General features: G+C 36.7%; 12 protein-coding genes. 3 read left to right on the forward strand and 9 right to left on the reverse strand.

Annotated elements, in window-relative coordinates; genetic code table 11:
* Positions 1–8 precede the first annotated feature (8 nt).
* From JEM65_RS20405 to JEM65_RS20430, 6 genes are all read right to left on the reverse strand, one after another.
* Positions 9–3197 (reverse strand): SusC/RagA family TonB-linked outer membrane protein, encoded by a 3189-nt coding sequence (locus tag JEM65_RS20405; RefSeq protein ID WP_199603490.1) that lies wholly within the window; start codon positions 3195–3197, stop codon positions 9–11.
* Between the two features lie 182 nt (positions 3198–3379).
* A complete protein-coding gene (locus tag JEM65_RS20410) occupies positions 3380–6721 on the reverse strand; it encodes a VCBS repeat-containing protein (protein ID WP_199603492.1) in 3342 nt (1113 codons plus the stop codon).
* Positions 6722–6847: 126 nt separating this feature from the next.
* Positions 6848–8383 (reverse strand): RagB/SusD family nutrient uptake outer membrane protein, encoded by a 1536-nt coding sequence (locus JEM65_RS20415; protein WP_199603494.1) that lies wholly within the window; start codon positions 8381–8383, stop codon positions 6848–6850.
* 19 nt (positions 8384–8402) lie between these two features.
* Positions 8403–11327: a SusC/RagA family TonB-linked outer membrane protein gene (locus JEM65_RS20420; protein WP_199603496.1), complete on the reverse strand. Its 2925-nt coding sequence runs from the start codon at positions 11325–11327 to the stop codon at positions 8403–8405.
* A 182-nt stretch (positions 11328–11509) separates the two neighbouring features.
* A complete protein-coding gene (locus JEM65_RS20425; protein ID WP_199603498.1) occupies positions 11510–15670 on the reverse strand; it encodes a hybrid sensor histidine kinase/response regulator transcription factor in 4161 nt (1386 codons plus the stop codon).
* Between the two features lie 38 nt (positions 15671–15708).
* Positions 15709–16746 (reverse strand): LacI family DNA-binding transcriptional regulator, encoded by a 1038-nt coding sequence (locus tag JEM65_RS20430; protein ID WP_199603500.1) that lies wholly within the window; start codon positions 16744–16746, stop codon positions 15709–15711.
* A gap of 235 nt (positions 16747–16981) precedes the next feature.
* Here JEM65_RS20430 and kduI point away from each other — a divergent pair, with 235 nt between their 5' ends.
* Genes kduI through JEM65_RS20445 form a run of 3 tightly spaced genes read left to right on the forward strand, consistent with a single transcriptional unit; the run spans position 16982 to position 19819 of the window.
* The gene (gene kduI / locus JEM65_RS20435; protein ID WP_199603502.1) at positions 16982–17824 is read left to right on the forward strand and encodes a 5-dehydro-4-deoxy-D-glucuronate isomerase; all 843 of its coding nucleotides are present in this window, start codon (positions 16982–16984) and stop codon (positions 17822–17824) included.
* An 18-nt stretch (positions 17825–17842) separates the two neighbouring features.
* Entirely contained in the window at positions 17843–18634 is a 792-nt protein-coding gene (locus tag JEM65_RS20440) for a gluconate 5-dehydrogenase (RefSeq protein ID WP_199603504.1), read from the forward strand.
* A 6-nt stretch (positions 18635–18640) separates the two neighbouring features.
* Positions 18641–19819 carry a DUF4861 domain-containing protein gene (locus JEM65_RS20445; RefSeq protein WP_233530760.1) on the forward strand — a complete coding sequence of 393 codons (1179 nt, stop codon included), beginning with the start codon at positions 18641–18643 and terminating at the stop codon, positions 19817–19819.
* Between the two features lie 411 nt (positions 19820–20230).
* On the opposite strand, the gene JEM65_RS20450 is transcribed toward JEM65_RS20445, so the two are convergent.
* The 3 genes from JEM65_RS20450 to JEM65_RS20460 form a co-directional block, all read right to left on the reverse strand.
* Positions 20231–21418 (reverse strand): proline dehydrogenase family protein, encoded by a 1188-nt coding sequence (locus JEM65_RS20450; protein WP_199603506.1) that lies wholly within the window; start codon positions 21416–21418, stop codon positions 20231–20233.
* 84 nt (positions 21419–21502) lie between these two features.
* Entirely contained in the window at positions 21503–23059 is a 1557-nt protein-coding gene (locus tag JEM65_RS20455) for an amidohydrolase family protein (protein WP_233530761.1), read from the reverse strand.
* 98 nt (positions 23060–23157) lie between these two features.
* Positions 23158–24669: a S10 family serine carboxypeptidase-like protein gene (locus tag JEM65_RS20460; RefSeq protein ID WP_199603517.1), complete on the reverse strand. Its 1512-nt coding sequence runs from the start codon at positions 24667–24669 to the stop codon at positions 23158–23160.
* Positions 24670–24711 lie beyond the last annotated feature (42 nt).

A 24711-nucleotide genomic window follows, 5' to 3' on the forward strand; every position in this document is an offset into this window, starting at 1 on the left:
TTTTTTTTTTAAAATGAAACATTTAAACCAAAACTGAATGTTCTTGACTTCGGATACGCCGAATAATCAATTCCTGGAGTGATTAATGAGTTTTCTACAGACACCTCTGGATCGAAACCAGAATAGTTGGTCCATGTAATTAAATTTTGTCCAGATAGGTAGATCTCTAAATTGCTTAATTTAAATTTTTCAAGAACATCTTTAGGGAAATTATATGAAAGGTTAACTGTTTTTAGTCTTAAAAAAGAACCATCCTCTACCACTCGAGAAGACACATCTTCAAATCCTTGTCCACCTGCTCTATGCATGATCGTATTTTGGTTTTCTGGTGTCCATCTATTAAGCGTCGTAGCGAGTTGGTTTGAACCTGCACTTTCCATGTTCTCAAACACTAATCGGTTTGCGTTTAAGATATCATTACCGTAAGACCATTGTAAAAATGTGCTTAACTGAACATTTTTATAAGCAAATGTATTCCCAAAACCTCCAAAATGTTTAGGTAAGGCATTCCCGATAATGGTTTTATCTCCACCATTAATTTTGCCATCGCCATTAACATCTCTAAATTTCTCGTCTCCCGCTTGGTGGCTCGCCTTATAACTTGGTTGACCTGGAAGCAACGTATGTGACGCTGATCCAAAATCATAGTTCACAAAATCTTCTGGTTGATAAACCCCATCAGAAATGTAGCCAAACATATTTCCTATAGATTTTCCTTCTTCAACAATAAATTGTTGGGTTCTTAATCTTTGGTAATAATTAGGCTGGCCAAAAATTGGTTTTCCTTCAGGAATGGAGACGACCATATTCTGGTTGAAAGAGATATTAAAATCTGAAGTCCACGAAAAGTTTTTAGATTTGAAATTTACAGTGTTTACACTAAGTTCAAAACCTGTATTTCTAACATGGCCTGTATTTTCCCAAATGGAAGTAAATCCTTGGGATGGTGCAGAATCTGCATTCAGAAGTAAATCCTTGGTATCTTTTTGATACACTTCAACTAACAATGACAAACGATCATCAAAGAAGCCCATATCTAAACCAGCATTATACTGCTCCGTAGTTTCCCAAAACAGATTTGGATTGGCACCTCTTCCTGGAGGACGTTGTCCTAAAGAAGTTCCGCCGCCAAAAAAGTAATTAGATAAATTATCAGTCAATAATTCAAAACGGGCATCACCAGGAATTCTATCATTACCAGTTTTACCATATCCTGCTTTAAACTTTAATTGAGAAAACACATTTAAGTTTTTAATAAAATCTTCTCTATCAGCATTCCAAGACACCGCTGCGGATGGGAAATAACCTATTCTATTCTTTTCTGGGAAAGTTGATGATCCGTCACGTCTTATAGACGCTGTAAATAAATATTTTCCTTTATAACCATAATTAACACGCGCTAATAAAGAGAAAATTCGAGACTCATCTGAACCATATTGATCATTTTCATCTTTTAAAAGCCCACCGTCAATAGAATTGATTCCTAAGTCTTCTAAATATTGTGGAATCTCTTTAGCTGAAACTCTAGAATATTCATTTTTTCTGATATTTAAAGTGACGCCCGCTAATGCATCTAAGGAATGGTCTCCAAATTTCTTTTTATAATCTAAGGTATTTACTGAAGAAAAATTATTCCATTTCTGTTGACTTATAGAACCATTTATACCTTCTATTTTATTTATTAAACGTCCATATACTGTTTGGCTGTTCATAAAACTTCCACTAGTTCTGTTCTGGCGATTGAAACTTACTTTGGTTTCTAAATTTAAATCTGAGTTGATTTTATATTTTAAACCTAAGTTGGCTATAAATTGATCGGTCTCATTTTTTCTATATTCATTTTTCAATGATACTATTGGGTGCCAAACAACAGCATTAACAGCGTCTAATGATTCACTTACCTGATCCAATGGATCAAAACCAGCTGGATAGTCTAAATACTGATTAGCAACATTGTTATACGTTAACAAACTTCTCATAAATGAATATTGTCCTGTTCCATTAACACCAATTCCTTCTTGTGCATATTGTGTATAAATCACATCGATAGTCGTCTCTAGCTTTTCGCTAATTTTATGATTTACGGTCATCCTTCCGTTCAATCTGTTATATTCTGACTTTAATAATGTGCCTTGATCATCAACAGCATTAATGGACGCATTTAACCTTGTTTTTTCACTACCGCTTGCAATATTTAATTTATGCGTTTTTGTATAGGCTGTTCTAAAAGCTTCGTCTTGCCAGTTTTTACCTTTGTAAAATCTATAATCTTCAGCACTTCCCACTATAACATTCCCAGAGGTACCATCAGTAGCCGGAATAGAATAATAGCGAGAAGCCGTGCTGTTATAATTTATTTCTTCAGAAAGCTTGAGAAATTGATAAGGATCTAACACGTCCAATGTTTTTGAAGCATTGGCCACATCCAATCGTGTGGAATAGGTGACTTTTGTTGCGCCTACTTTGGCACGTTTTGTATTAATGATAATGACCCCATTAGCACCACGAACACCATATATGGCGGTTGCTGATGCATCTTTTAAAACGGTCATACTTTCAATATCTGATGGATCTACTAGTCCTGGGTTGAAATTATCAACGATAAACCCATCAACCACATATAAAGGAGAGTTATCACCATTAATTGTGTTTCCACCTCTAATAACAATGGTAGCACTTGCTCCCGGCTCGCCACTATCAGTGCTTACCTGAACCCCAGAAACGCGACCTGCCAAGGCTTGATCAAAATTAACTACTGGTGCTTCGGTTAGTTTGTCCATATTAACTGTGGCCACTGAACCTGTAAGATCTCTTTTCTGTACAGATCCGTAACCTATAATAACAATATCATCCAATTGCTGTAAGTCTGGCTCCATGTTAATGTTAATAGTAGACTGTGACCCTACCGTTAACACTTGGGTTTTGTAACCTATATAGGTTACCGTTATTGTGCCACCTCTATTAACCTGAAGAGAATACACGCCATCAAAATTTGAGGTTACCCCGTTTTTTGTTCCTGTTTCCATGATGTTGGCACCTGGTAGAGGCATTCCTATTTCATCTAAAACTGTTCCCGTTACCATTTGTGTCTGTGAAAATGCAGACATGCTAAATAAGGTACTACATAAAAGAATTAGAAAAATGACTTTACCATTAATCGATGGTCTACTCGAATGGATTTGTAATTGCTTTTTCATTTGCATCTTAGTTTATACTTTAAATAAATATTAAGGTAAAATTAAGACGATGTTAACAATTATAGAGGGGGTGTTTTGTTTTTTGAAACGGGGGCAGCTGTTCTTTACTGGATATTAAAGGTTGATTATCAATAAAATAAGAATTATTTACGAAAATCAGGCAGTATATTGACCTATTTATTCTATTCCTTTTTATTATAAACGAAAGATGTCAAAACATCATTATTATTAGCTACTAGAATTATCTGGCCGCGAGTTGTTGTCATAAGCTTTACATCTCTTACATCTGTGTCTGCAAAAAAGCCATGTTTGGGATTTGGGACATATACAAACATTCCCTTTCCGTTGCCCTTCAAATAAGTTCCGATGCCTGCATCTGCCCTTGTGGTTTCAATTTCCGATTGGTAATTGTTTCCTGCCAGTAATAAATCAGGAACACCATCAGCATCAAAATCTTCAAATAGTATGCTGTTGATTAGCGACTGCTGCACTCTATTTTCAAAAGGCGCAAAATTAAAGGCATCTTGTTCTTGATAAAAAATCCCCGACTTGAATTCCACAGCGGTAAGATGTAAGGCTTTATTTAAATCTTCGCCTACAATCTCAATAAGGCTTTTATTGGCAAAGTCGTTATAAGTTGGCACAATAGCATTTAATGCTGGTATTTGTTGAGAGGTGCATTGTTTACCGCGTACCAACACTTGTTTGTCTTTATAATATTTGGCCAACATAATATCCGCAACGCCATTACTATCAAAATCTGACGTATATACATGTAACGGTTTTTCTGTGGAAGCATGGAATTTATAATTCAATCCTAAGTTTCCAGCTACGATATCCATATCACCATCATTATCAATATCTGCTACCAATAGGGTATTCCACCACCCTTTGGCGTTATCTAGTTTGGCATACTTTTTAGATTTTGCTAATTTTCCGTGGGTGTTTTCAAAAACGGAAATGCCCATCCATTCGCCTGTGACAATTAAATCTAAATCGCCATCAGCATCCAAATCACTCCAAACGGCGGCGGTGACCATCCCAACTTTTTCTAATTCTGGGGCTAACGTGATGGTTTCAATACTAAATTTGCCCTTGTTATTTACTAACAGGTAACTTATTGGTGCGTATGGGTATAATCCCGGAATTACCCGACTGCCCACAAACAAATCTATATCCCCATCACCATCAAAATCGGCTGGCACAACCACAGAGCCTGAAGAATTTATGAGTGGCAAGGCATCTATAGCTTTTGCAAATTGCCCCGACCCGTTATTAATGTACAGCCGGTCCTGTAAATCTGGGCTGTCAATATCAAACTCATAGCTCCCACTGACCACGTACAAATCAAGATCGCCATCAGCATCAGCATCAAAAAAAGCAGCACTCACATCCTCACCTGCCTTATCGGCAGCAAACGCTCTAGTAGCAATTTTTGAAAAGCCACCTGCAGCTTTCCCTATTAGCAATTGCGCTTCAATGCCGTGGGCACCTCCTATAAATACATCATCCAAACCATCACCGTTAATATCTGCCACTGCTATGGCAGGGCCTGTTTGTGATAATTTATGGGGCAATAACAATTGCTTTTGAAAATCGTCAAAAGCGGGGTCAGTATGTGATAACTTAAGATCTTGTTTGGTGAAAATTGGGGTTTCTTTTAGTGTTTTAACTTCCGAAAACTTTGCGTTTTTATAAGCTATTTTAAGTAGCTGATTTGATTTCACATTCAGCATTTCCTGAGTTTTTCCGTCTTGCCAAGCAATAGTCAATTTTGGAATATTCTGATGTGTTCCCAATCCGAAATGTATTTTATTGGATACGGATGATAAGTAACCTCTAGCATTAATTAGCTCGCGACTTAATATTTGACCATCATCAAAAGTTAGAACAATCTTTGCGCCTACGCCCATTTTGTTTTGTTCCGTGCCTTCCAATTCCATTTGAATAAAGTTGCCTTTATTGGTTTCAATGGCATTGTTTTTAAGTAAAGTTGCTGGCTCATTAATATTATTGACAACAATATCTAAATCGCCATCATTATCAAGATCTGCATACACGGCGCCATTAGAAAATGTAGGATTCTCTTCTACCCAAGTAGTGGATTGGTTTGTAAACGTCCGATCTCCGGAATTCTTAAAGAAATAATTAGATAATTTTTGCTGTGGTAACATTTGAGTGTACTGCAAAAATTCTTTGTCGGTCGGTCTTGTGCCTTTATTTCTGATGATGGCTTTTATTTCATTGGTTTTATCTTGATCAATTACGTCTCTAAACACGCCATTAGTTACATAAATATCATTAAAACCATCCAGATCAAAATCGGCTAGCAATACGGACCAACTCCAATCTGTACTTGCAACGCCAGCCATTTGAGAAATATCGCTGTAAGTACCATTACCATTATTGAGTTGCAACATATTGTGCATATACTGATGGTGATAATTATTATTGACCATTTCATCAAACTTAGGGATAGAACTCATGGCCATCGTCGTTTTTGCCCGGATATAGTCTTCAGGACTCATATCTAAGGTCATAATATCCATAAAACCATCATTGTCAATATCAGCAATGTCACTACCCATACTATAAAAAGACATATGTTTTAAGAGTTTGTTTCTACCATCAGAAAACGTCCCATCACCATTGTTTAAAAACACAAAATCAGGCATATCAAAATCATTGCTGACGTAAATATCGAGATAGCCATTATCGTCTAAATCGCTGACTTGTGCATTAAGACCAAACGCTCTATCAGGTAAAATACCGGCGGCGTTGGAAACATCCACAAATGTTCCTATCCCGGTGTTTCTATACAGTTTATCACTTCCTTTTAAAGCTAGTGTTTCAGGTTCACTTTGAAGCGCTATTAAATTTTTTATCTCTCGATAATCTTTGGTGATTACTGGCGTATTTGTAATATAGAGGTCGATAAACCCGTCTTTGTCATAATCAAAAAAAGTTGCAGTTGTAGATCTGTTGGTATCGGCGAGGCCATATTCTGCTGCTCTTTCAGTGAAGGTTAAATCGCCATTATTGATATACAATTCATTTGTTAAGCGTTCATCGTCAAAACTACCAGCTTTACACACATAAATATCGGGAAAACCATCATTATTGACATCGGCAATGGCAACCCCTGAATTAAATCCGACATTAGGTTTAAAACCTGCAGTTGCTGAGCCATCTTCAAATTTAAAATCGCCCTTATTAATGTATAATTTGTTATTGCCCTGATTAGAGGTGAAATATAAATCCACCAATCCATCAGTATTAAAATCGGCAGCGGCAACACCGCCCCCATTGTAAGAATAGATGTATTTGTAGTAATGAAAATCTTCAGATTCTATAAGCTGATTATAAAAATCGACGCCAGAGTGTTCAGGCGTGATCGCTTGAAATAATTTAGGAGCATCAATTTTTTCATCTTTATTGATAGTATTCTTTTTACCATTATCGCAAGAGATACAACCTAATAATACACAAATGATTAGTACCTTAATAATTCTGAAATTGTTCATTGAATAGAAATATTTATAATCAAACACTAAACTTCTTGTTTAAAGATAGCAGTAATTTATAAAAAACCTCTAAGCAGGGCTTAGAGGTTTTTAGGCTAACTCAAAAAAATATATAAAACTCTTGTATTAATTATTCAAACCTGGATAAATATCAAGTTCCGCTTGAGGAATAGGTGTGAAATAAAATTCTTCACCTCCACTTGTTATAGGGGTAGTATTATTTACAACATCAACCCATTCTTTTGGAGATCTATTCGCTAAGGCTGCTGAGAGTGTTTCAGTTCTTACCAAATCATGCATTCTTAAAAACTCACCAGCAAACTCCCATTTTCTTTCCATAAATGCAAGATCAGTTAAGGTACCGTCAGCACTAGTTAAGGTTGAAGTTGCTCCTGCACGGGTTCTCACTCTGTTAAGAGCATCCCAAGCAGCAGGATCATTGCCTCCAGATCTTCCAACAGCTTCAGCATAGTTTAATAAAACTTCAGCATAACGCATAAAATAAATATTAAAGTTACCCAAGGTATTATTTGCACCAGGCTCAGTTAAATCGCCACCGGCAATTTTTCGTAAAACAGGATGTGGATCTACCCAAGTTCTCCAATCTGCACCAAGTGGACGTTTTGATCTAGGGATGACCTCTAACACATAGGTGTCATTAAATCGTTTTTCTGTACCATTGGCACTAGCATCAGCTTCCATATCTTCAAAAAATGCAACTTCACCAAAAGTTTCATTCCAACCTCCAGCTTCAGCAGGCAAGCCTAAACGGCCCATTGTTCTATTATGAACACCGCAAGTCACACAGCTTACCAATGCAAATACACTTTCATTTTGGTTAAATCTGTTAGCTTCTGTCCATAGCGCTCTAAAATCATTTGTTAATCCGAATCCGTATGTACCTTCGTTATCAATAACTTCTTTAGCTTTACTAGCAGCCAAAGCATATTTACTTGCATCCTTAATTGGATACCCGCCCCACATCAAATATAATCTTGATAAAAAAGCTTTTGCAGTTCCTTTATTTGGTCGTGCTCCTACTACAGGAATACCAGGAAATACATTAGGAAGTAATTCTTCAGCTTTCACTAAGTCAGCTTCTATCTGAGTATAAATATCTACAAAGGACGCTCTTGACAATTCTTCATTAGAATTAGGCACTAATTGTAGTGGCACTCTCCCGTAGGATTTGGTTAAATGCATGTATGAAAAAGCACGCATAAAATAAGCTTCTCCAATTAATCGATCAACCTTTGCTTTATCAGTGCTAATAATTTTTGATTGTGCTTCTATCGCAATATTGGCAAGCGTAATAACATTATAACTTGTGTTATATGCGGTTTCTATTCGCGAAGAACTAGAAGTTAAACGTCTCCAATCAGATTCTCTAAAGGCAATTTTATTACTTGCACTATGTGTAGTAAGATCATCTCCACCAAAAGCTGCAATTCTAAATTGCGTATCCTTTGCACCATCAATAAGATTTCTATACATACCCGTTAAGGTTGCCGCCAAAGCATCGTCGGATGTTAAGTTTGCTGGGTTTAATTGTACCTCATCCGGATTTTCATCAAGATTTGAACACGAGGTGATGATGAATACCGAAAACACCATGGTACTTATTCTGGTCCAAAACTGTGTTTTAAATTTATTTCGTTTCATAATTATATTTTTTTATTAATTAAAAGCCTATGTTCACTCCAAAGGTTACCGTTCTTGGATTTGGCAAAGCTCCGGCGTCAAAAGAAGCCGTGACATCTGAACTTGTTACTCCTACAGAAGATACTTCTGGGTCATAGCCTTTGTAATCCGTGATGGTGAATAAATTTTGTCCACTAACATAAATTTTTACAGAATCAGAAAAACCTTTGATACTTGGTAGCGTGTAACCTAAAGATAAATTGCTTAATCTTATAAAACTACCATCTTCAATATTTCTAGTAGAGTTTATAAAATTGTTCCCAGATGTTGGACTATTAGGATCTAAAACCTCAGCACTTGTTGGCACTGTAATATTACCCGTAGCCAATCTGATAATTCCTAAAGTAGAATTTAAAACTTCATAGCCATGTACGCCTCTCAATAAGAAATTCAAATCCCATTTTTTATAATTCAAGGTATTGTTTAAACCCCATGTAAACGTTGGTGTCCCGTTACCTATGATGCCTTGGTCTTCACTATACTGTGCCGCTCCATTTTCATCAGCACCTAAATATTGGTAGCCATAAAAATTACCTAACGGTTCTCCTACTTTAAGTAAAAACCAGTTTGATGAACCTCCAGCAGGATTGAATGGCGCAGGTGTTACAATTTGGTCAGGACCTCCAAGATCTACAATCTTATTATCAACAAAAGACATAGTTAAATTTGAATCCCAACTAAAATTTTCAGAATCTACAACGGCTGCTGAAAAAGTTACGTCAACACCAGTGTTTTCTACTTCACCAATGTTAGTCAAGATGGTTCCGCCACCATTAGAAGCCAATACAGGTTTTTCTAACAATAAGTCCACCGTGTTTTTCTTATACCAATCAATACTTAAATTTAAGCGATTTTTTACTAAATTAAAATCCACACCAACATTAATTTGTTTGGTAGTTTCCCAAGTAAGGTTTTCATCTACTAAGCCACCAAAGCCTACACCAACATCAAGAGAACTTCCATCAAAAGGAAAATTAAGACCTGTATTCAATTCTTGAAAGGTAGAATATGGAGCCACATTTTGATTTCCTGTCTCACCGTAACCAGCTCTTAACTTCAAGCTGTTAACAAATGAATCATCAGTCAAAAATAAATTTCCTAGATTATAAGCTGCAGATACAGATGGAAAATATCCTGTTCTGTTGCCTTCGCGGAATCTTGAAGATTCATCAACACGCATGGTAGCCGTTAAAAATAGATTTTGGTTAAAGTTAACTTCTGCTCTAGCAACATAGGAGTCAATAGCACTTGTTGATTTATTGGCATTGATTCTTTGATTTTCAGCTAATTCAGCTAAGTAAAACGAATAAGCATCAGGATTTCCTGATAAAGAATATTGTGAAGCACTAAATCCTGCAGATTTAGAAGTTGACGATTGCAACTCATAAATACCAGTTAACTTCAAATTGGTAGTACCAAAATCATTATTCCAGGTTAAAATATTACTTAATTGATAATCTTCTCCTCTTCTAGAACCATAAGAAGCGTTTGGAGGAAAATTAGCAGAACCATCAGGAATACCATTATAAACTTCACTATTAAGACTTTTTTGAGATGAACCCGCCAAAATTGTAAAGTTTAATTGATCAGTAAAGTCATAAGACAAGTTTAAATTAGCATTTAAACTATTGACAACATCATTACCATCGCGCTCTCTTTGTACTGCAATAGGATTACGTAAAATAGAACCAAGATTTGATTCAATATTATAAGAACCATCAGGGTTGATAAAATTGACCGCTGGATTCCATCCTAAAACGGCTTGTACACCACCTCTAACATCTTGCGCACCTCGTGTACCACCTGCAATTAGATTATGTGAATCTTCTTTACTACCATAAACGTTTAAACCTACAGTAAGTTTATCCGTTAGATCTACACTGATATTACTACGTAAAGAGTAGCGTTGGTAATCAGTATTAATGATGATACCATCTTGGCTCACCAAATTACCTGATAGGTAATAATTAACACGTCCTTCTCTACCACTGGCAGTTACTTGTACATTATTAGTAATGGCTGTTCTAAAATATTCATCTTGATAATCAGCTCCTCCATTAATAATCTCGGCACCAGCACCAGCAAAATCTACAAATTGTTGAGGTGATAACAAATCATATTTTTTAGGAACTACTGAAGACGAAAGAAAATAATTTACGTGAATTTGAGGTACACCTGCTTTACCTCTTTTAGTAGCCACCAATATAACACCATTGGAACCTCTTGAACCGTAAATGGCCGTAGCAGATGCATCTTTTAATACATCAATGCTTTGAATGTCATTAGTATTTAAACTTGACAAATCGCCACCGATAATACCATCAATAACCACTAAAGGCTGATTGTTACCTGTAATGGAGTTAGATCCACGTATACGAATTTTAATATCTCCACCCGGCGCGCCTGAATTTTTAGAAACATTTACCCCCGCAGTACGTGATTGTAATGCATCTTCTGCTCTTGTAAGTGGTTGGTTTTCAAAATCTTTAGCACCAACACTGGAAATAGCACCAGTAAGATCGCTCTTTTTTGCAGTACCATAACCTACTAATACAATTTCGTCTAAGCTATTATCACCTTTTAAAGTTACATTAATAGTTGTTTGTGAACCGACAGCAACTTCTGTAGCTACATAGCCTACATAAGAGAACACTAAGATTGCACCTTGAGAAACTGTGATGGCATAATTACCATCAAAATCTGATACAGCCCCGTTTGAGGTTCCCTTTTCTAGAACACTTGCACCTGGCAAAAGTTCTCCTTGGTCATCTTTTATAGTCCCCGTGATTTCTTTAGTCTGCGCCAGTGCAGACATGCTGAATATGGAAAAACATAAAAGAATAAGAAATACGAATTTCCCACTGGTCCGCGGTGCGTTCGAATTGGTTTTTAATTGATTTTTCATTTGCGTGTTAGTTTTATGACTTTATTTATGTAAATAATAGTTAGGTAAATTTAAGATCTTGTTAACATCTAGGCGGGGGTAAATCAGACAATTTGGAAGGGGCTAGCTGTTCATTTAGGTTAAAAACCACTGATTACTAGGTGTTCTATCCTTGACTATAAAAAAAAAGAGGCTATAGTGCTTTAGGGTTGATCTTCAGTAGTATCGCTAAAATCTGGTGTGTTTTTAGTGCGGTAATCTGATGGTAACTCATCAAATAATTTTTGGAAAGATTTTCTAAAATGTTTTAAGTCATTAAACCCAAGATCATAGGCAATTTCTGAGATATTGAGCTGGGTCTGTAGTATGAGTTGCCCTGCTCGTTTCAATTTTATAGTTCTGATAAATTCAGTTATGGATTGATCCGTCAATGCTTTTAATTTGCGATATAACGCAGAGCGACTCATGCCCATTTCATCTACAAAATCAGTAATGGCATAATCTGAATCGTTAATATGGGCTTCAATTAATCCGATCGCTTTTTGCAAAAAGACCTCATCTTGAGAGACAACATCAGGCACAGAAGGTTGAAGAATGAGATCCTTTTTAAATTTCTCTATCAGTCTTTTTCTGGTTTGTAATAAATTATTAACCCTCATCTCTAACACGTTGGCATTAAAGGGTTTGGTAATGTAGGCATCCGCACCGGTTTGAAAACCTTGTTTCTGGGCAGCTTCTGATGTTTTAGCAGTTAATAACAACACCGGAATATGACTGGTTAAAATATTCGTTTTGATATGCTGACATAACTCAATACCGTCCATCTTTGGCATCATCACATCACTGATAATAAGGTCTACTTTATGATTGTTTGCAATTTCGATGGCCATTTCGCCGTGTTCGGCTTCAAAAATTTCGTAATCAGTTTCAAAAATCGATTTGATGAATAAGCGTACTTCAATATTATCCTCAACGATTAAAATTGTGACATCTGAGGTGTTTTCAGGGCGTTCTTCCACATCTTCATCATGCTCTTCAGCAGTCATTTCCTTAATCATGTAATTTGGACTGCTAAAGTAGAATGCCCCAGAAGTGGCATCAGTTTCCTGAATGATGTCCATGTCTGATAAATGCTGATCTCCCAATGGTAATAAGGCAATAAATGTAGTGCCATCGCCTTTGTTACGCTTCGCTTTAATTTGGCCCTTATGCAATTCAACAATACTCTTAGTTAAGGCCAAACCAATACCCGTTCCTGACCGGGTGGTATCATCTTGTCCTAATTGGTAGAATCTGTCAAAGATAAATTTAAGATCTTCTTTAGGAACACCCCTCCCACTATCTTTAACTTCTAGCCTCAAGAATTCCGTAAACATGAGTTTACGCTTGTTTTTAGTCACTTTAGAAAGATGAATGGATATTTTCCCGCCCTCCGGTGTGAATTTAAATGCATTGGACAAGAGATTGTAAATGACCTTTTTTAAATTGATTTTATCAAACCAAAGTTCAATGGTATCATCTTCAGAATGAAATTGAAAATCAATGTTTCTAAGTCGTGCCACTTCATCAAAGGACACCTTAGTATGTTCAATAAACGGCACAATATTACTTTTGGATGCTGCCAACTTAAGATGACCAGATTCGCTCTTTCTAAAATCTAAGAGTTGGTTGATCAGTTGTAGCAACACACTTGCATTTCTATGCATAATTTCATGTTGCCTTTGAATGTAGTCCGTCCCAATATTTTTATGTAACATGCGCTCCAATGGCCCAATAATTAAAGTCAATGGTGTACGGAAATCGTGAGAAACGTTGGTAAACAAACGCAATTTCATCTGATTGATCTCTTCTAAACGTTCTTTCTCTAAACGCTCCTGCTTAAGTTCATTTTTCTCATGGATTCTTAACAGACTATATTTTCGGAACAAGTAAAGAGCAGTTGCAATCAGCAGGCCATATATAACATACGCCCACCAGGTTACCCACGGTGCTGCCTCTATGGTCAAATTCATTGAAGCGCCTTCCTCATTCCAAATGCCATCACTGTTGGAAGCTTTAACTCTAAAGGTGTAATCTCCAGAATTTAAGTTAGTATACGTGGCTGATTTATTATTACCAATAGTAATCCAATCGTCATCAAAGCCTTCAAGTTTATAGGCATATTGATTTTTATTAGATTGCGAATAGCTCAACGCTACAAAATTAAAACTCACTATATTTTGATCATGACTAAGGGTTACGGGGCCTTCCTCATTCCCATTAATTAAATATGGTTTGTTATTCACCCAAAACGAGGTTATAGATACAGGCGGAATAAAGGCATTCTCAATAATATCATTGGGGTTGAAATATGTAATACCATTTGCGCCACCAAATATCAAATCGCCATTTTTAAGTTTTTTAAACGCACCATAATTGAATTCGTTTCCCACTAAGCCATCAGAGACATCATAATTGGTAAAGGTTTTAAAAGCCAAATCAAAACGACTCAATCCGTTGTTGGTACTGAGCCAAACCGTATTAAAGTCGTCAGGAAGAATGCCATAAATGACCTCATTAGGCAGGCCGTCAGACATCCCATATTTTGTGCTTTGCTGACTTTGATTATTATAATGGTATAAACCGTCACCTTCAGTGGCTATCCATAAATTCTCACGTGGATCTTCATAAGCATATAATGTGGCATGGCTATGCCCAGACTGATCAGCATTTATTTTATAAGGTATCCGTGTTAATTGATGCGTGATAATATTTACTTTTGCCAAGCCGCTATTACTGGAAATAAGCAAACTATTTTTATTAGCCATGGGCGTAATGGCGTAAATAATTGAACCTATCTGATGTAATGAATCTGTAATTCTGACCATAGATTGAATATCGTGCCGCCATTTATTCAATCCGCCACCTGAGGTTCCAATCCAAATATCCTGACGTGCATCTTCAAATAATGAAATGATGCGATTGCTACTTATGGTAGTGTTGTCCGATGGATCGTGATTAAATTTCTTAAAACTGAAAGGTTTTGATGAAGAATTTAAAACATTAAGTCCACCATCATGGGTGCCTATCCAATATTTCCCATCACTCGCCCTAATCATGGCTTTTACGTTATCTGTACTTAAACTTTTTGAATCGTCGTTACTGTGTGTATAGTATGAAAATCGGCCTTCAGCATTGTTATAGATATTGATTCCGCCACCTTCCGTAGCAATCCATAAATTTTGTTTAGAATCTTCTATAATAGCACTGACTACTTTATAATTCAACTTGGAGTTATTTGTACCGGCTGTAAAACTTTTAAACACATCATAACTTCTATCATAGTAATTGACACCACCCGCATAGGTACCAATCCAGAAATCGCCTTTAATATCTTCGATGAATGTGTAAATAGAATTTTGACTTAAACTGGTTCTGTCATTTTCATCGTGGAGATAATGGACCACCTTGTTACTATCCTTATAGATTACAAATAATCCATTATACGTTCCAACCCATAGATTCTGGTCTTTATCCTGATATATGATCCTCACTTCGTCAGTAATTGGCGGAGTGCTTTGACCTTCTAAGGTGTGGATTTTAAACGTGTCTGAGGAATTATCGAAGCGGTATAACCCATTCTTATACCCTAACCAAACTTGTTTTTGCTCATTTTCATAGATGACGGGTGCATAATTCCTGTTGCCTTCTGTAATATCTCCTTGTGGGTATTTGTACGCTTTATATGTTTGGGATGTAGGATTGTAAACCATAATCGCGGTGGCGGTGCAAATCCACAAATTTCCATCTGTAGTTTTAAGTAATGAGCGCACTTGATAATTAGGGTAATCCCTTTGATTGTCTCCTATTAATACGGCTACGCTTTTTAAAGTTTGCGGATTAAATTGCTTCAGTCCCACATTTGTGCCCAGCCATAATGAGCCATCTGCCGTGGCTTCCATATCCCAAATTTCAGTAGTAGAACTATTGCCTTGGTTGTCCGATGGCAAAAAACGCATAAATCTATTCTCATTAGGAATAAATTTATTCAGTCCGTTCATTGTACCAATCCATAAATTGCCATGCTGATCTTCAATGAGCGATTTAATATAACTATTACTAATTGACGTACTATCTTGGGAATTGTGTCTATAAGTGACAAATTTTTGACCATCAAATTTATTGAGACCATCTCGAGTACCAAACCACATAAAGCCTTTACTATCTTGAAGAATGCAAAGTACTGAACTTTGTGACAGCCCTTCAGTAAGCGAATATTGCTTAAACTTTAATTTTTGATTGTCATTTAAAATGCTTTGACCAAAACTTAAACAGTTAGTTATTAAAAAAATAAAAATCAGCAGTTTTTTGTGGATGAGCATCATACTAGGTCTCAGTTATTTTTAAAATATGAAGATAATAATTAATCTTTTGGTTGTTTTCCTTTTTGAGAAGAGTTTCGCTCTATCAAATTCGCATGGATTATAATATGTTCATTGGTTGTATGTTTAGTGCCATTTTTAATTTGCGACACCAGCAATTCTGTAGCACTTCTACCGATGTCGAATCCAGGTTGGTTGATGGTTGTCAACGAAGGCTCAATAATAGCAGAAATTGTTTCATTACTAAAACCGACCACCGCAATATCTTTAGGCACCGTAATACCCTCCCTCTTTAACTGTTGCATGGCACTAATGGCCGCCACATCATTAGCAGAAAAAATACCATCCACCCTAAAAGATAAGGCAAGCATTTTGTTGACATTATCTATCCCATCCTGTTCCATCAATCGCGAACTAAATAGCAGCGCATCATTAAAATCAAGATTATGTTTTGACAATGCTGCTTTATAACCTTCAAATCTATTTTTGTAAATCTCCAAATGAAGAGGTCCCGAAAAATGTGCAATACTTTGACATCCTTTAATAATTAAATGCTCAGTAGCATCAAATCCTGCTTTAAAATCATCAATAAGCACACTACTTGTCTCCGGAATATTACAATGACGGTCAAAAAATACAAAAGGAATTTTTCGCTGTTTTAAGCCTTCAAAATGATCGTAATTTTCAGTCTCCATTGAGATCGATACCAACACACCATCTACTCTATTGGCTAATAAGGTATTAATATTACTTTGCTCCCGCTCTAATAGCTCTAGCGATTGACAGATGATAACATTAAAACCTAATTTATAGGCTGTTTCCTCAATGCCTGCAATGGCCGAAGAAAAGAAATGTCTGGAAATTCGAGGTACAATAACCCCTAAGGTATTGGTTTTATTCAGCCTTAAGTTTGAGGCCAAGTGATTGCGTTGATATCCCAATTCATTGGCCTTGGCAATAATTCTATTCTTTGTCTTCTCTGTAACACGTGGACTGTTATTAAGCGCCCTAGAAACAGTAGAACTATCAATATTCAATAGTTTAGCGATGTCGTGAATCGTAATTTTATCAGAGTCCATACCTTATTTTTAAACACTCAACATGTTAGAGTGCTGTTACTGCGCCTTGTAGACACTTGCTGAATACTGCCGAAAATTTTTACAAATGATCCTATCATTTCATATTGAATTATAGAGATTTAAATAGCTTTAACAAATATATACATAAAAATACAATCGATTGTATTTTTATTTTATTACTTTTACATCTCTAATAGATAGAGTTATAAATATTATTCATCAAAAACGCTACACCATGAAAACGACCTATGACGTGAGATATGCATCTTCTCCGAACGATGTAAAAACATATGATACTGAAAAACTACGTAATGAATTTTTGATAGATTCACTAATGAAACCGGACGCCATCCATTTTGTTTACACCCATTATGACCGCTATATGGCAGGAAGCGCGGTACCCACCACTACGTCTTTAAAGTTAGAAACGGTGGATGCTTTAAAATCTGAGTTCTTTTTAGAACGCCGAGAATTGGGGATAATTAATGTTGGAGATCAAGGCACCGTCACTGTAGATGGAACTGATTATGTATTAGACCACAAAGAAGCACTTTATGTTGGACAAGGCAACAAAGACGTTGTTTTTAAAAGTACGTCTAAAGACAAACCAGCAAAATTTTATTTGAATTCTGCACCGGCACACAAAGCATTCCCAACCAAGAAAATTGGCGCTGATGATGTGGAGGTGATTGAATTAGGCGCTCCTGAGACTGCAAACGCCAGAACCTTAAGAAAATATATTGTAAACAGCGTTGTTGATGTCTGCCAATTACAAATGGGAATGACAACGCTTAAACCAGGGAGTTCTTGGAATACGATGCCGGCTCACGTACATGACCGCCGTATGGAAGTCTATTTCTATTTTGAAATTCCCGAAGATCAAGCGGTGTGTCATTTTATGGGACAACCACAGGAAACAAGACATATTTGGATGGCTAATAACCAAGCTGTCATTTCACCACCATGGTCTATCCATTCAGGTTCAGGTACCAGTAGCTATACATTTATCTGGGGAATGTCAGGTGAAAATTTAGATTATGGCGATATGGACCATTGTAAAATAAACGAATTAAGATAAACTTAAAACAACATAACTATGTCAACTAAATTGTTTGATTTAACAGGAAAAGTAGCTTTGGTAACTGGTGCCGTTCACGGTCTTGGAATGGCCATGGCTAAAGGATTAGGTAATGCGGGTGCCACTATTGTGGTAAACAACCATTCTGAAGATTCTTTGGAAAGCGCGGTGAAAGAATACAAAGACTCGGGTTTAAACGCCTATGGTTACGTGTTTGACGTGACTGATACTGATGCCGTAGAAGCTGCCATCAAAAAAATTGAAGCTGAAGTTGGCCCAATTGATATCTTGGTAAATAATGCCGGAATTATTAAAAGAACCCCCATTATTGAAATGGAAACGGCCGATTTTGAGCAGGTCATTAAAGTGGACCTTGTAGGCCCTTTTATTGTCTCAAAATTTGTTGCTAAGAGTATGATTAACAGAGGTGGCGGAAAAATTATCAACATCTGCTCTATGATGAGCGAATTAGGAAGAGATTCTGTAAGTGCTTATGCTGCTGCTAAAGGCGGACTAAAAATGCTTACAAAAAGTATGGCTACAGAATGGGCGCGCTATAATATTCAAACTAACGGCATTGGTCCTGGTTATTTTGCAACCACGCAAACAGAACCTATCCGTGTAGATGGACATCCATTTAACGACTTTATTATCGGCAGAACACCAGCAGGACGTTGGGGAAATCCAGAAGATTTGCAAGGTACTGCTGTCTTTTTAGCATCAAAGGCTAGTGATTTTGTTAATGGTCACGTGGTTTATGTGGATGGCGGAATTTTAGCGACTATAGGTAAACCTTCTAACGAAAATTAATTTATAATGATGATACACCTTCGTAATTTTGCAGTGTGCCTTGCAGTCTTTGGCATGTTGTCTGCTTGCACTGAGCAAGAGAAAGCTAAATCCATTACCGTAAAAAATGATTTGGACACACCACGTTCATTTGAAACGGTTGAACTGACCAAAGACTTTTTAAAAGTTGATGATCTTTCAAATATCGGAATTAAAAATAGCGAGACACAAGAACTTTTGGTCACGCAATCCATTGATACGGACGGTGACGGTAATTTAGATCTAATCATATTTCAACCTGAAATTGCAGCCAATAGTTCTCAAACTTTTGAAATTGTAAGCGTCACTGATGCTGAACGACCTGAAGCTAAAGCGCTGTGTTATTCTCGCTTTGTACCAGAACGTACCGATGATTACACTTGGGAAAACGATAAAGTAGCCTTTAGAGTATATGGACCTGTTGCCCAAAAAATGATTGAAGACAGCATTCCCGGAGGCACACTCTCTAGCGGCGTTGATGCTTGGTTAAAGCGTGTAGATTACCCCATTATTGATAAATGGTACAAAAAAACTACGGATGGTACAGGAAGCTACCACGAAGATACTGGCGAGGGTCTTGACAACTTTCATGTAGGTCCAAGTCGTGGCGTTGGTGGTATTGCTGTTAAAGTTGATTCGGCATACTATCTTTCTAGAAATTATACGCAATGGCGTACCATCACTACAGGCCCACTAAGAACCAGTTTTTATTTAGAATATGCCAATTGGGATGCCGCCGGAAACACTATTAAGGAATCTAAGGTTGTGAGTTTAGATTTGGGTCAGAATTTTTCGAAATTTGACACCCATATAGAAGGCACGGAGACCATTTCAGCAGGCTTGACGTTACACGAAAAAGATGGTGATGTTAGTGGCAGTAAGGATAATGGCTGGGTAAGTTATTGGCAGCCAATTGCAGATACTGAAATAGGAACCGCTATTGTAGCACCGTCAAAGTATTTTATTGATTACGAAACTTATGACACTGAGGTGACGGATTTAAGTAATGCTTATGCACACCTTAAAGTTATTGACAATAAGGTGATTTATTATGCTGGCTTTGCTTGGAAAAAATCAGAACAATTTCCAACAAGAGCGTTATGGGAAGCACATTTGAATAGCTTTGCACAAAAAATAAATACGCCTTTAACAGTAACTTTAGACTAAAATTATAATAATTAATGTAATAGTTCTTTCGAGGTATAAAAACATAGGATACAGTACCAAATGATAAAATGGCATTCCTATCGAGCAGACGCTATTCAGATTTCGCTCGATAATGCAGTGTGCGTCCCAACATAGTGGGAAAGGATCAATGCAATGAACCTTTATCTAAAATAATAGAAGAAAAAATATAACCTATCTCCACTGGATTGTGTAGATGTTTGTTTTAGAACCACGTCCAAAAAGTTACTAGGCTTCGAGATATAACATAGACAGTAGGTTATCGATTTCTAATGAATAGCTCCTCTACGGGAGGAATTTCTGTCGCCTTCAATTCATAAATTAAGTAAAAAAAATTTATTGAACCTAAGAAAACAAACTTTTGAATACTTCTTTGATTAACCTAACTTTTCTTTATGATCCACTTAACCTTCTTCTTTTAATCTCTTTATTAATTAAAGAAAGTTCCCTAGAGGTCTGATTACCTATAGAGGTGTTTTCTTCGGCCCTTCTTAACAAATATGGAATGACTTCTCTTATTTCACCAAATGGCACATATTTAGAGGTATTGTAACCGTTAACCGCTAAATTGAAACTGATATGATCACTCATTCCATACAACTGTCCAAACCAAATTCGATCGTCATTATTCCTTATTTGTTTCCTTCTCATTTCATTCATAAGAATTTGACAGCTTATTTCATTATGAGATCCTATAAATAACTCAAAAACTTCTAAATGATTTAAAGAATAAGAAACAGCATGATTAAAATTCAAATCTGTACTGGATTTATCAGGACAGATAGGACTTTTATAATTTTTCGACTCTGCGCGTTCCCGTTCCTTTTCCATATATGCACCTCTGACAAATTTGATACCAATCTGGATTCCGTATTGAGCTCCAAGGTCTAATAAGTGTTCTAAGTATGTGATTCTATCCCATCTATACATTTGTAGTGTGGTAAAAACAACTGTTCTATGTCTATTATGTTTTATCATTATCTTTTCAACAATTTGATCAACTGCCTCTTGTAACCATGACTCTTCTGCATCAATCATGATTTTCAAATTATCAGTTTCTGCCGCTGAACCGCATATGAAATCGAATCTTTCTATTATTCTTGACCATTCTTTCTGTTCATTTTCATTTAGTGTAATGCTTAATGAAACCTTTTCATAGATTTCAGACCGTCCTAATCCTGTCGGTTTAAAAACCAAAAAAGGTATTGCGGGTGAATGCTTCGCGTAATCACAAATCTTTAGCATTGCCTGTACCGTATTCTCAAAAAAGAGCTCATCTTTCTTGCCTTCAATTGAGTAATCCAAAATAGAGTGAACGCCTCCCGCAACAAATAAGTTATCAATTGTAGATTTACACTCTTCTATAGTTTCACCTCCACAAAATTGATCAAAAACAGTGCTTTTTAGGATTGGTTCAATTGGAAAATAAACACGAAATAAAAAACTTGTTATGGGCTTTGAAAACTTCACAAGCAAGGCATTATTAATTACAGAAAACAAAATTTTTGTTTTCTGTAATTGTTTGTTTGATTTATTAAAAAAAGCAATTTGTGTATCATCCAAATTAATTACCTCTTTCATAACAATAAATTTTATAATTGATAATTACCACAAATTAGAAAATTACGATAGAAACTATTTCACGGAAAACAATATCATGAGTTTCTATTTTTTTGGTATACCCGGCTGAGTTAATTTATATCCTATCCTATCCTTTTCTTTCTTTACCATTTCTTTCACATCAGATAAGAGTTTTTTAGCATCATAGATAATTCCATCTTTTATGGTAAACTTTACACCACCAACGCGAACAACCTCGTTATTTTCAGTAAGCTTTATTGCTCCTGTTCCATAAAGGGTTTGAAGATTATTTAAAGGGTTTTCTTCTACAATTACAAAGTCAGCCAATTTACCTACTTCAATGGAACCAATGTCTTTTTCCATGCCCAAAGCTTCTGCACCATTTAAGGTAGCCGCTTTAATCACCTCCAAGGGATGAAACCCTGCCTCCCTTAGGAGCTCCATTTCACGTGGGTAGGAAAAACCATAGAGTTCGTAAATAAATCCTGCATCAGTGCCTACAGTTACTCTTCCCCCTTTATTTTTATAATCATTAATAAATTGCATCCAAAGTTGATAATTCGCTTTCCATTCAATTTCCTGTTCAGTTCCCCAGTTGTGCCAATATGAACCATGAGACTCTCTGCTAGGTGCATAAAAATCCCATAAACTTGGCAAGGTATACTCTTGGTGCCATTCCACGAGGCGTGCTCGAGTTAAATCTCTATTAGCCTCATAAATAACAAACGTTGGGGTGAGCGTAAAATCAAGAGATAAAAGCTCATCCATAACATCGTTCCATTTTTGGCTGTTTGGTGCTGCGGCTTGTTTCCACAATTGTCCAGCTTCCCCAAAACGATCCTGCTCATTTTGATAGTTGTAATCTAATGAATAATCTTGAACTGTCCTATCATCAAACAAGGCCTCAGGAAGCCCATACCAATGTTCCATAGAAGTGAGTCCAGCTCTGGCACTATTCAAAACATTCCAACTTCCTACATAGGTTTGCGAATGATGCATTTTTGAGCGCAAACCTAATTTTTTATTTTCATCCAACGCCGCGGCCATAACCACTGGAGAAGCTCCAAAAAATTTAATTCCGTCCGCACCGAGTTTCGCATTGTTACGCACCCATTCCCTGGCCTGCTCATCAGTAGCTATAGGGATTTTACTATTCTGGCCAAAGGCCGTATAGGCTCTGATTCGAGGTGCCGTTATTTCATTTTTTGCACTTCTTTTTTTCTCGTTGAGAGTCCAGTCGAGACCATTGCCGCTACTTGGATCTACAATCGTGGTAATGCCATGTCCCATCCAAAGTTTATACACATACTCTGCCGAAGTTCCTTGGGATGTACCACCAATATGTGCATGACTATCAATAAAACCAGGCAGAATGTACATTCCTTCAGCATTTAATTCTTTTCCTCCAGGTATTAATTTCGGTCGTCTATTCTCTTTAATTGGAACCCCCGGATATCCGACAACCTGTATTTGTGTGATACGATTGTTTTCTACTACAATATCCACCGGACCTGCAGGAGGCGCCAAGGTTCCGTTGATCAATGTTGCCCCCCGTATTATTAATTGTGACCAAGGACCTTCACCTTCTTGTCGGTCAGGTGCCTTGAGAATTTGAGATTGCACATTGACTATGACGACCATAAGTGTTAATGCAAATAGTTGGTATTTTAAATTTTTCATAAGAACTGCATTTATAGTAAGCTATGTGATTGGATGTTTGTGATTAAAAAATCTTTTTGTCATTTTTTAATCGATCTTAGGTATTGTGCGGGCTGACCTTCAGTTGGAGTTGATTCACGAATGAATTCTCTTATATGTTCATTGGAAGTAGCCAAGTCTTCACTTCGCAAATACATCATATGCCCACTACGATAGCCCTTCCAACTCATCCTATCGCGTAACTTTCCACTGGTATCCATTTGCCACATATTGTATTTTGAATTGAAATAATCTGTGCCACCGTCGAAATAACCAGCCTGAACCAATACATGTAAATATGGATTTTGTGCCATAGCCTGACGTAGATTATCTCCGGTATTATTATCACTGTTGTCCCAGGGACGAACAGGTCCGAACATATTATACTTTAAATCAGTTTCATATTTTAAGTGGTTTTTTATGTAGTAGTTAATCGCTGGAGTAAATGAGTGCAACCATGACGTAAGTTCTGCAGAATAATCCGGTCTTTCTCCCGCTTCCATTTTGTCTATGCCCAAATATCTGGAGTCTAATCGACCAATATTAAACCCTTCATCCCGCAATAATTCTTTCCAAAAGAAGCCTTTTGGAATCCTTAAATCATGTTCTAAAATAACTTTTTCAGATAATCCAGAATATCGTGAGATACGGGCTGCAGCGTTCTTCTTTTCAGCCTCAGATAAAAATCCTCCTTTAGCCATGATTGCTATTAATTCATTCACAGTATATTCTTCCACCTCGGTTAACATATCGGTAAGATCTTTAGACTGTAAGTCGGCAGGTAGTTTTTTATGATACCATGCCGCTGCGGCGTAATAAGGAAGAAGATTAGCTGCATCAACAGCAGTACCGCGTTCGATACCCAATCCTGTAGGCGATACCAAAATGACACCATTCAAATACATCCAATGCGAATTCTGCAGTTCTAATGACAAACCTGAGACACGAGGTGTACCATAGCTTTCCCCAATAAGATATTTTGGTGATTCCCAACGATTTTGTCGTGTCACAAAAGTATTGATCCAACTTGCCAAATATTTTATATCTGCATTAACTCCAAAAAACGTTTTACTCTTCTCTGTATCTTCCATACCATCAATTGCTCTCGAATAGCCTGTATTTACAGGATTGACATACACAATATCAGCAACATCAAGTATAGAATGCGCATTATCTTTAATACCATAAGGTTGAACAGGGTATCCCTCATCATCTATTTTAAGTATTTTTGGTCCTGTATATGCTATATGCATCCATACCGATGCAGAACCAGGACCCCCGTTAAATGAGATTATTAGTGGTCTTTTGGCTCTATCGCTTATACCCGATCTTTCATAATATGTAAAATATAGACCTGCAATTATTTTTCCTTTATCATCCCACACTGGTTGCTTTCCGGTAGTGGCAGAATATTTAACCTGAGCGCCTTTTATGGTAACTTCACCTTTGGTGGTTACTGTAGAGTCCATTTTAGTGTTAAGCTGCTGTGCTCTTGTATGTAAGGCGCACATCATTAAAACCATCATAATGGTATAAATTTTATTACTTCTCATTTTATGTAAGTTTAATTATTGAAATTTTGTAACTATTCAGCC

It is taken from the genome of Gelidibacter salicanalis, from assembly GCF_016469035.1.
Lineage (GTDB): Bacteria > Bacteroidota > Bacteroidia > Flavobacteriales > Flavobacteriaceae > Gelidibacter > Gelidibacter salicanalis_A.

What these genes read in the sequence shown, in the direction of transcription:
- JEM65_RS20405 (WP_199603490.1), bottom strand. Translation starts at nt 3,197, where the DNA reads ATGAAAAAGCAATTACAAATCCATTCGAGTAGACCATCGATTAATGGT.
- JEM65_RS20410 (WP_199603492.1), bottom strand. Translation starts at nt 6,721, where the DNA reads ATGAACAATTTCAGAATTATTAAGGTACTAATCATTTGTGTATTATTA.
- JEM65_RS20415 (WP_199603494.1), bottom strand. Translation starts at nt 8,383, where the DNA reads ATGAAACGAAATAAATTTAAAACACAGTTTTGGACCAGAATAAGTACC.
- JEM65_RS20420 (WP_199603496.1), bottom strand. Translation starts at nt 11,327, where the DNA reads ATGAAAAATCAATTAAAAACCAATTCGAACGCACCGCGGACCAGTGGG.
- JEM65_RS20425 (WP_199603498.1), bottom strand. Translation starts at nt 15,670, where the DNA reads ATGATGCTCATCCACAAAAAACTGCTGATTTTTATTTTTTTAATAACT.
- JEM65_RS20430 (WP_199603500.1), bottom strand. Translation starts at nt 16,746, where the DNA reads ATGGACTCTGATAAAATTACGATTCACGACATCGCTAAACTATTGAAT.
- kduI (WP_199603502.1), top strand. Translation starts at nt 16,982, where the DNA reads ATGAAAACGACCTATGACGTGAGATATGCATCTTCTCCGAACGATGTA.
- JEM65_RS20440 (WP_199603504.1), top strand. Translation starts at nt 17,843, where the DNA reads ATGTCAACTAAATTGTTTGATTTAACAGGAAAAGTAGCTTTGGTAACT.
- JEM65_RS20445 (WP_233530760.1), top strand. Translation starts at nt 18,641, where the DNA reads ATGATGATACACCTTCGTAATTTTGCAGTGTGCCTTGCAGTCTTTGGC.
- JEM65_RS20450 (WP_199603506.1), bottom strand. Translation starts at nt 21,418, where the DNA reads ATGAAAGAGGTAATTAATTTGGATGATACACAAATTGCTTTTTTTAAT.
- JEM65_RS20455 (WP_233530761.1), bottom strand. Translation starts at nt 23,059, where the DNA reads ATGGTCGTCATAGTCAATGTGCAATCTCAAATTCTCAAGGCACCTGAC.
- JEM65_RS20460 (WP_199603517.1), bottom strand. Translation starts at nt 24,669, where the DNA reads ATGAGAAGTAATAAAATTTATACCATTATGATGGTTTTAATGATGTGC.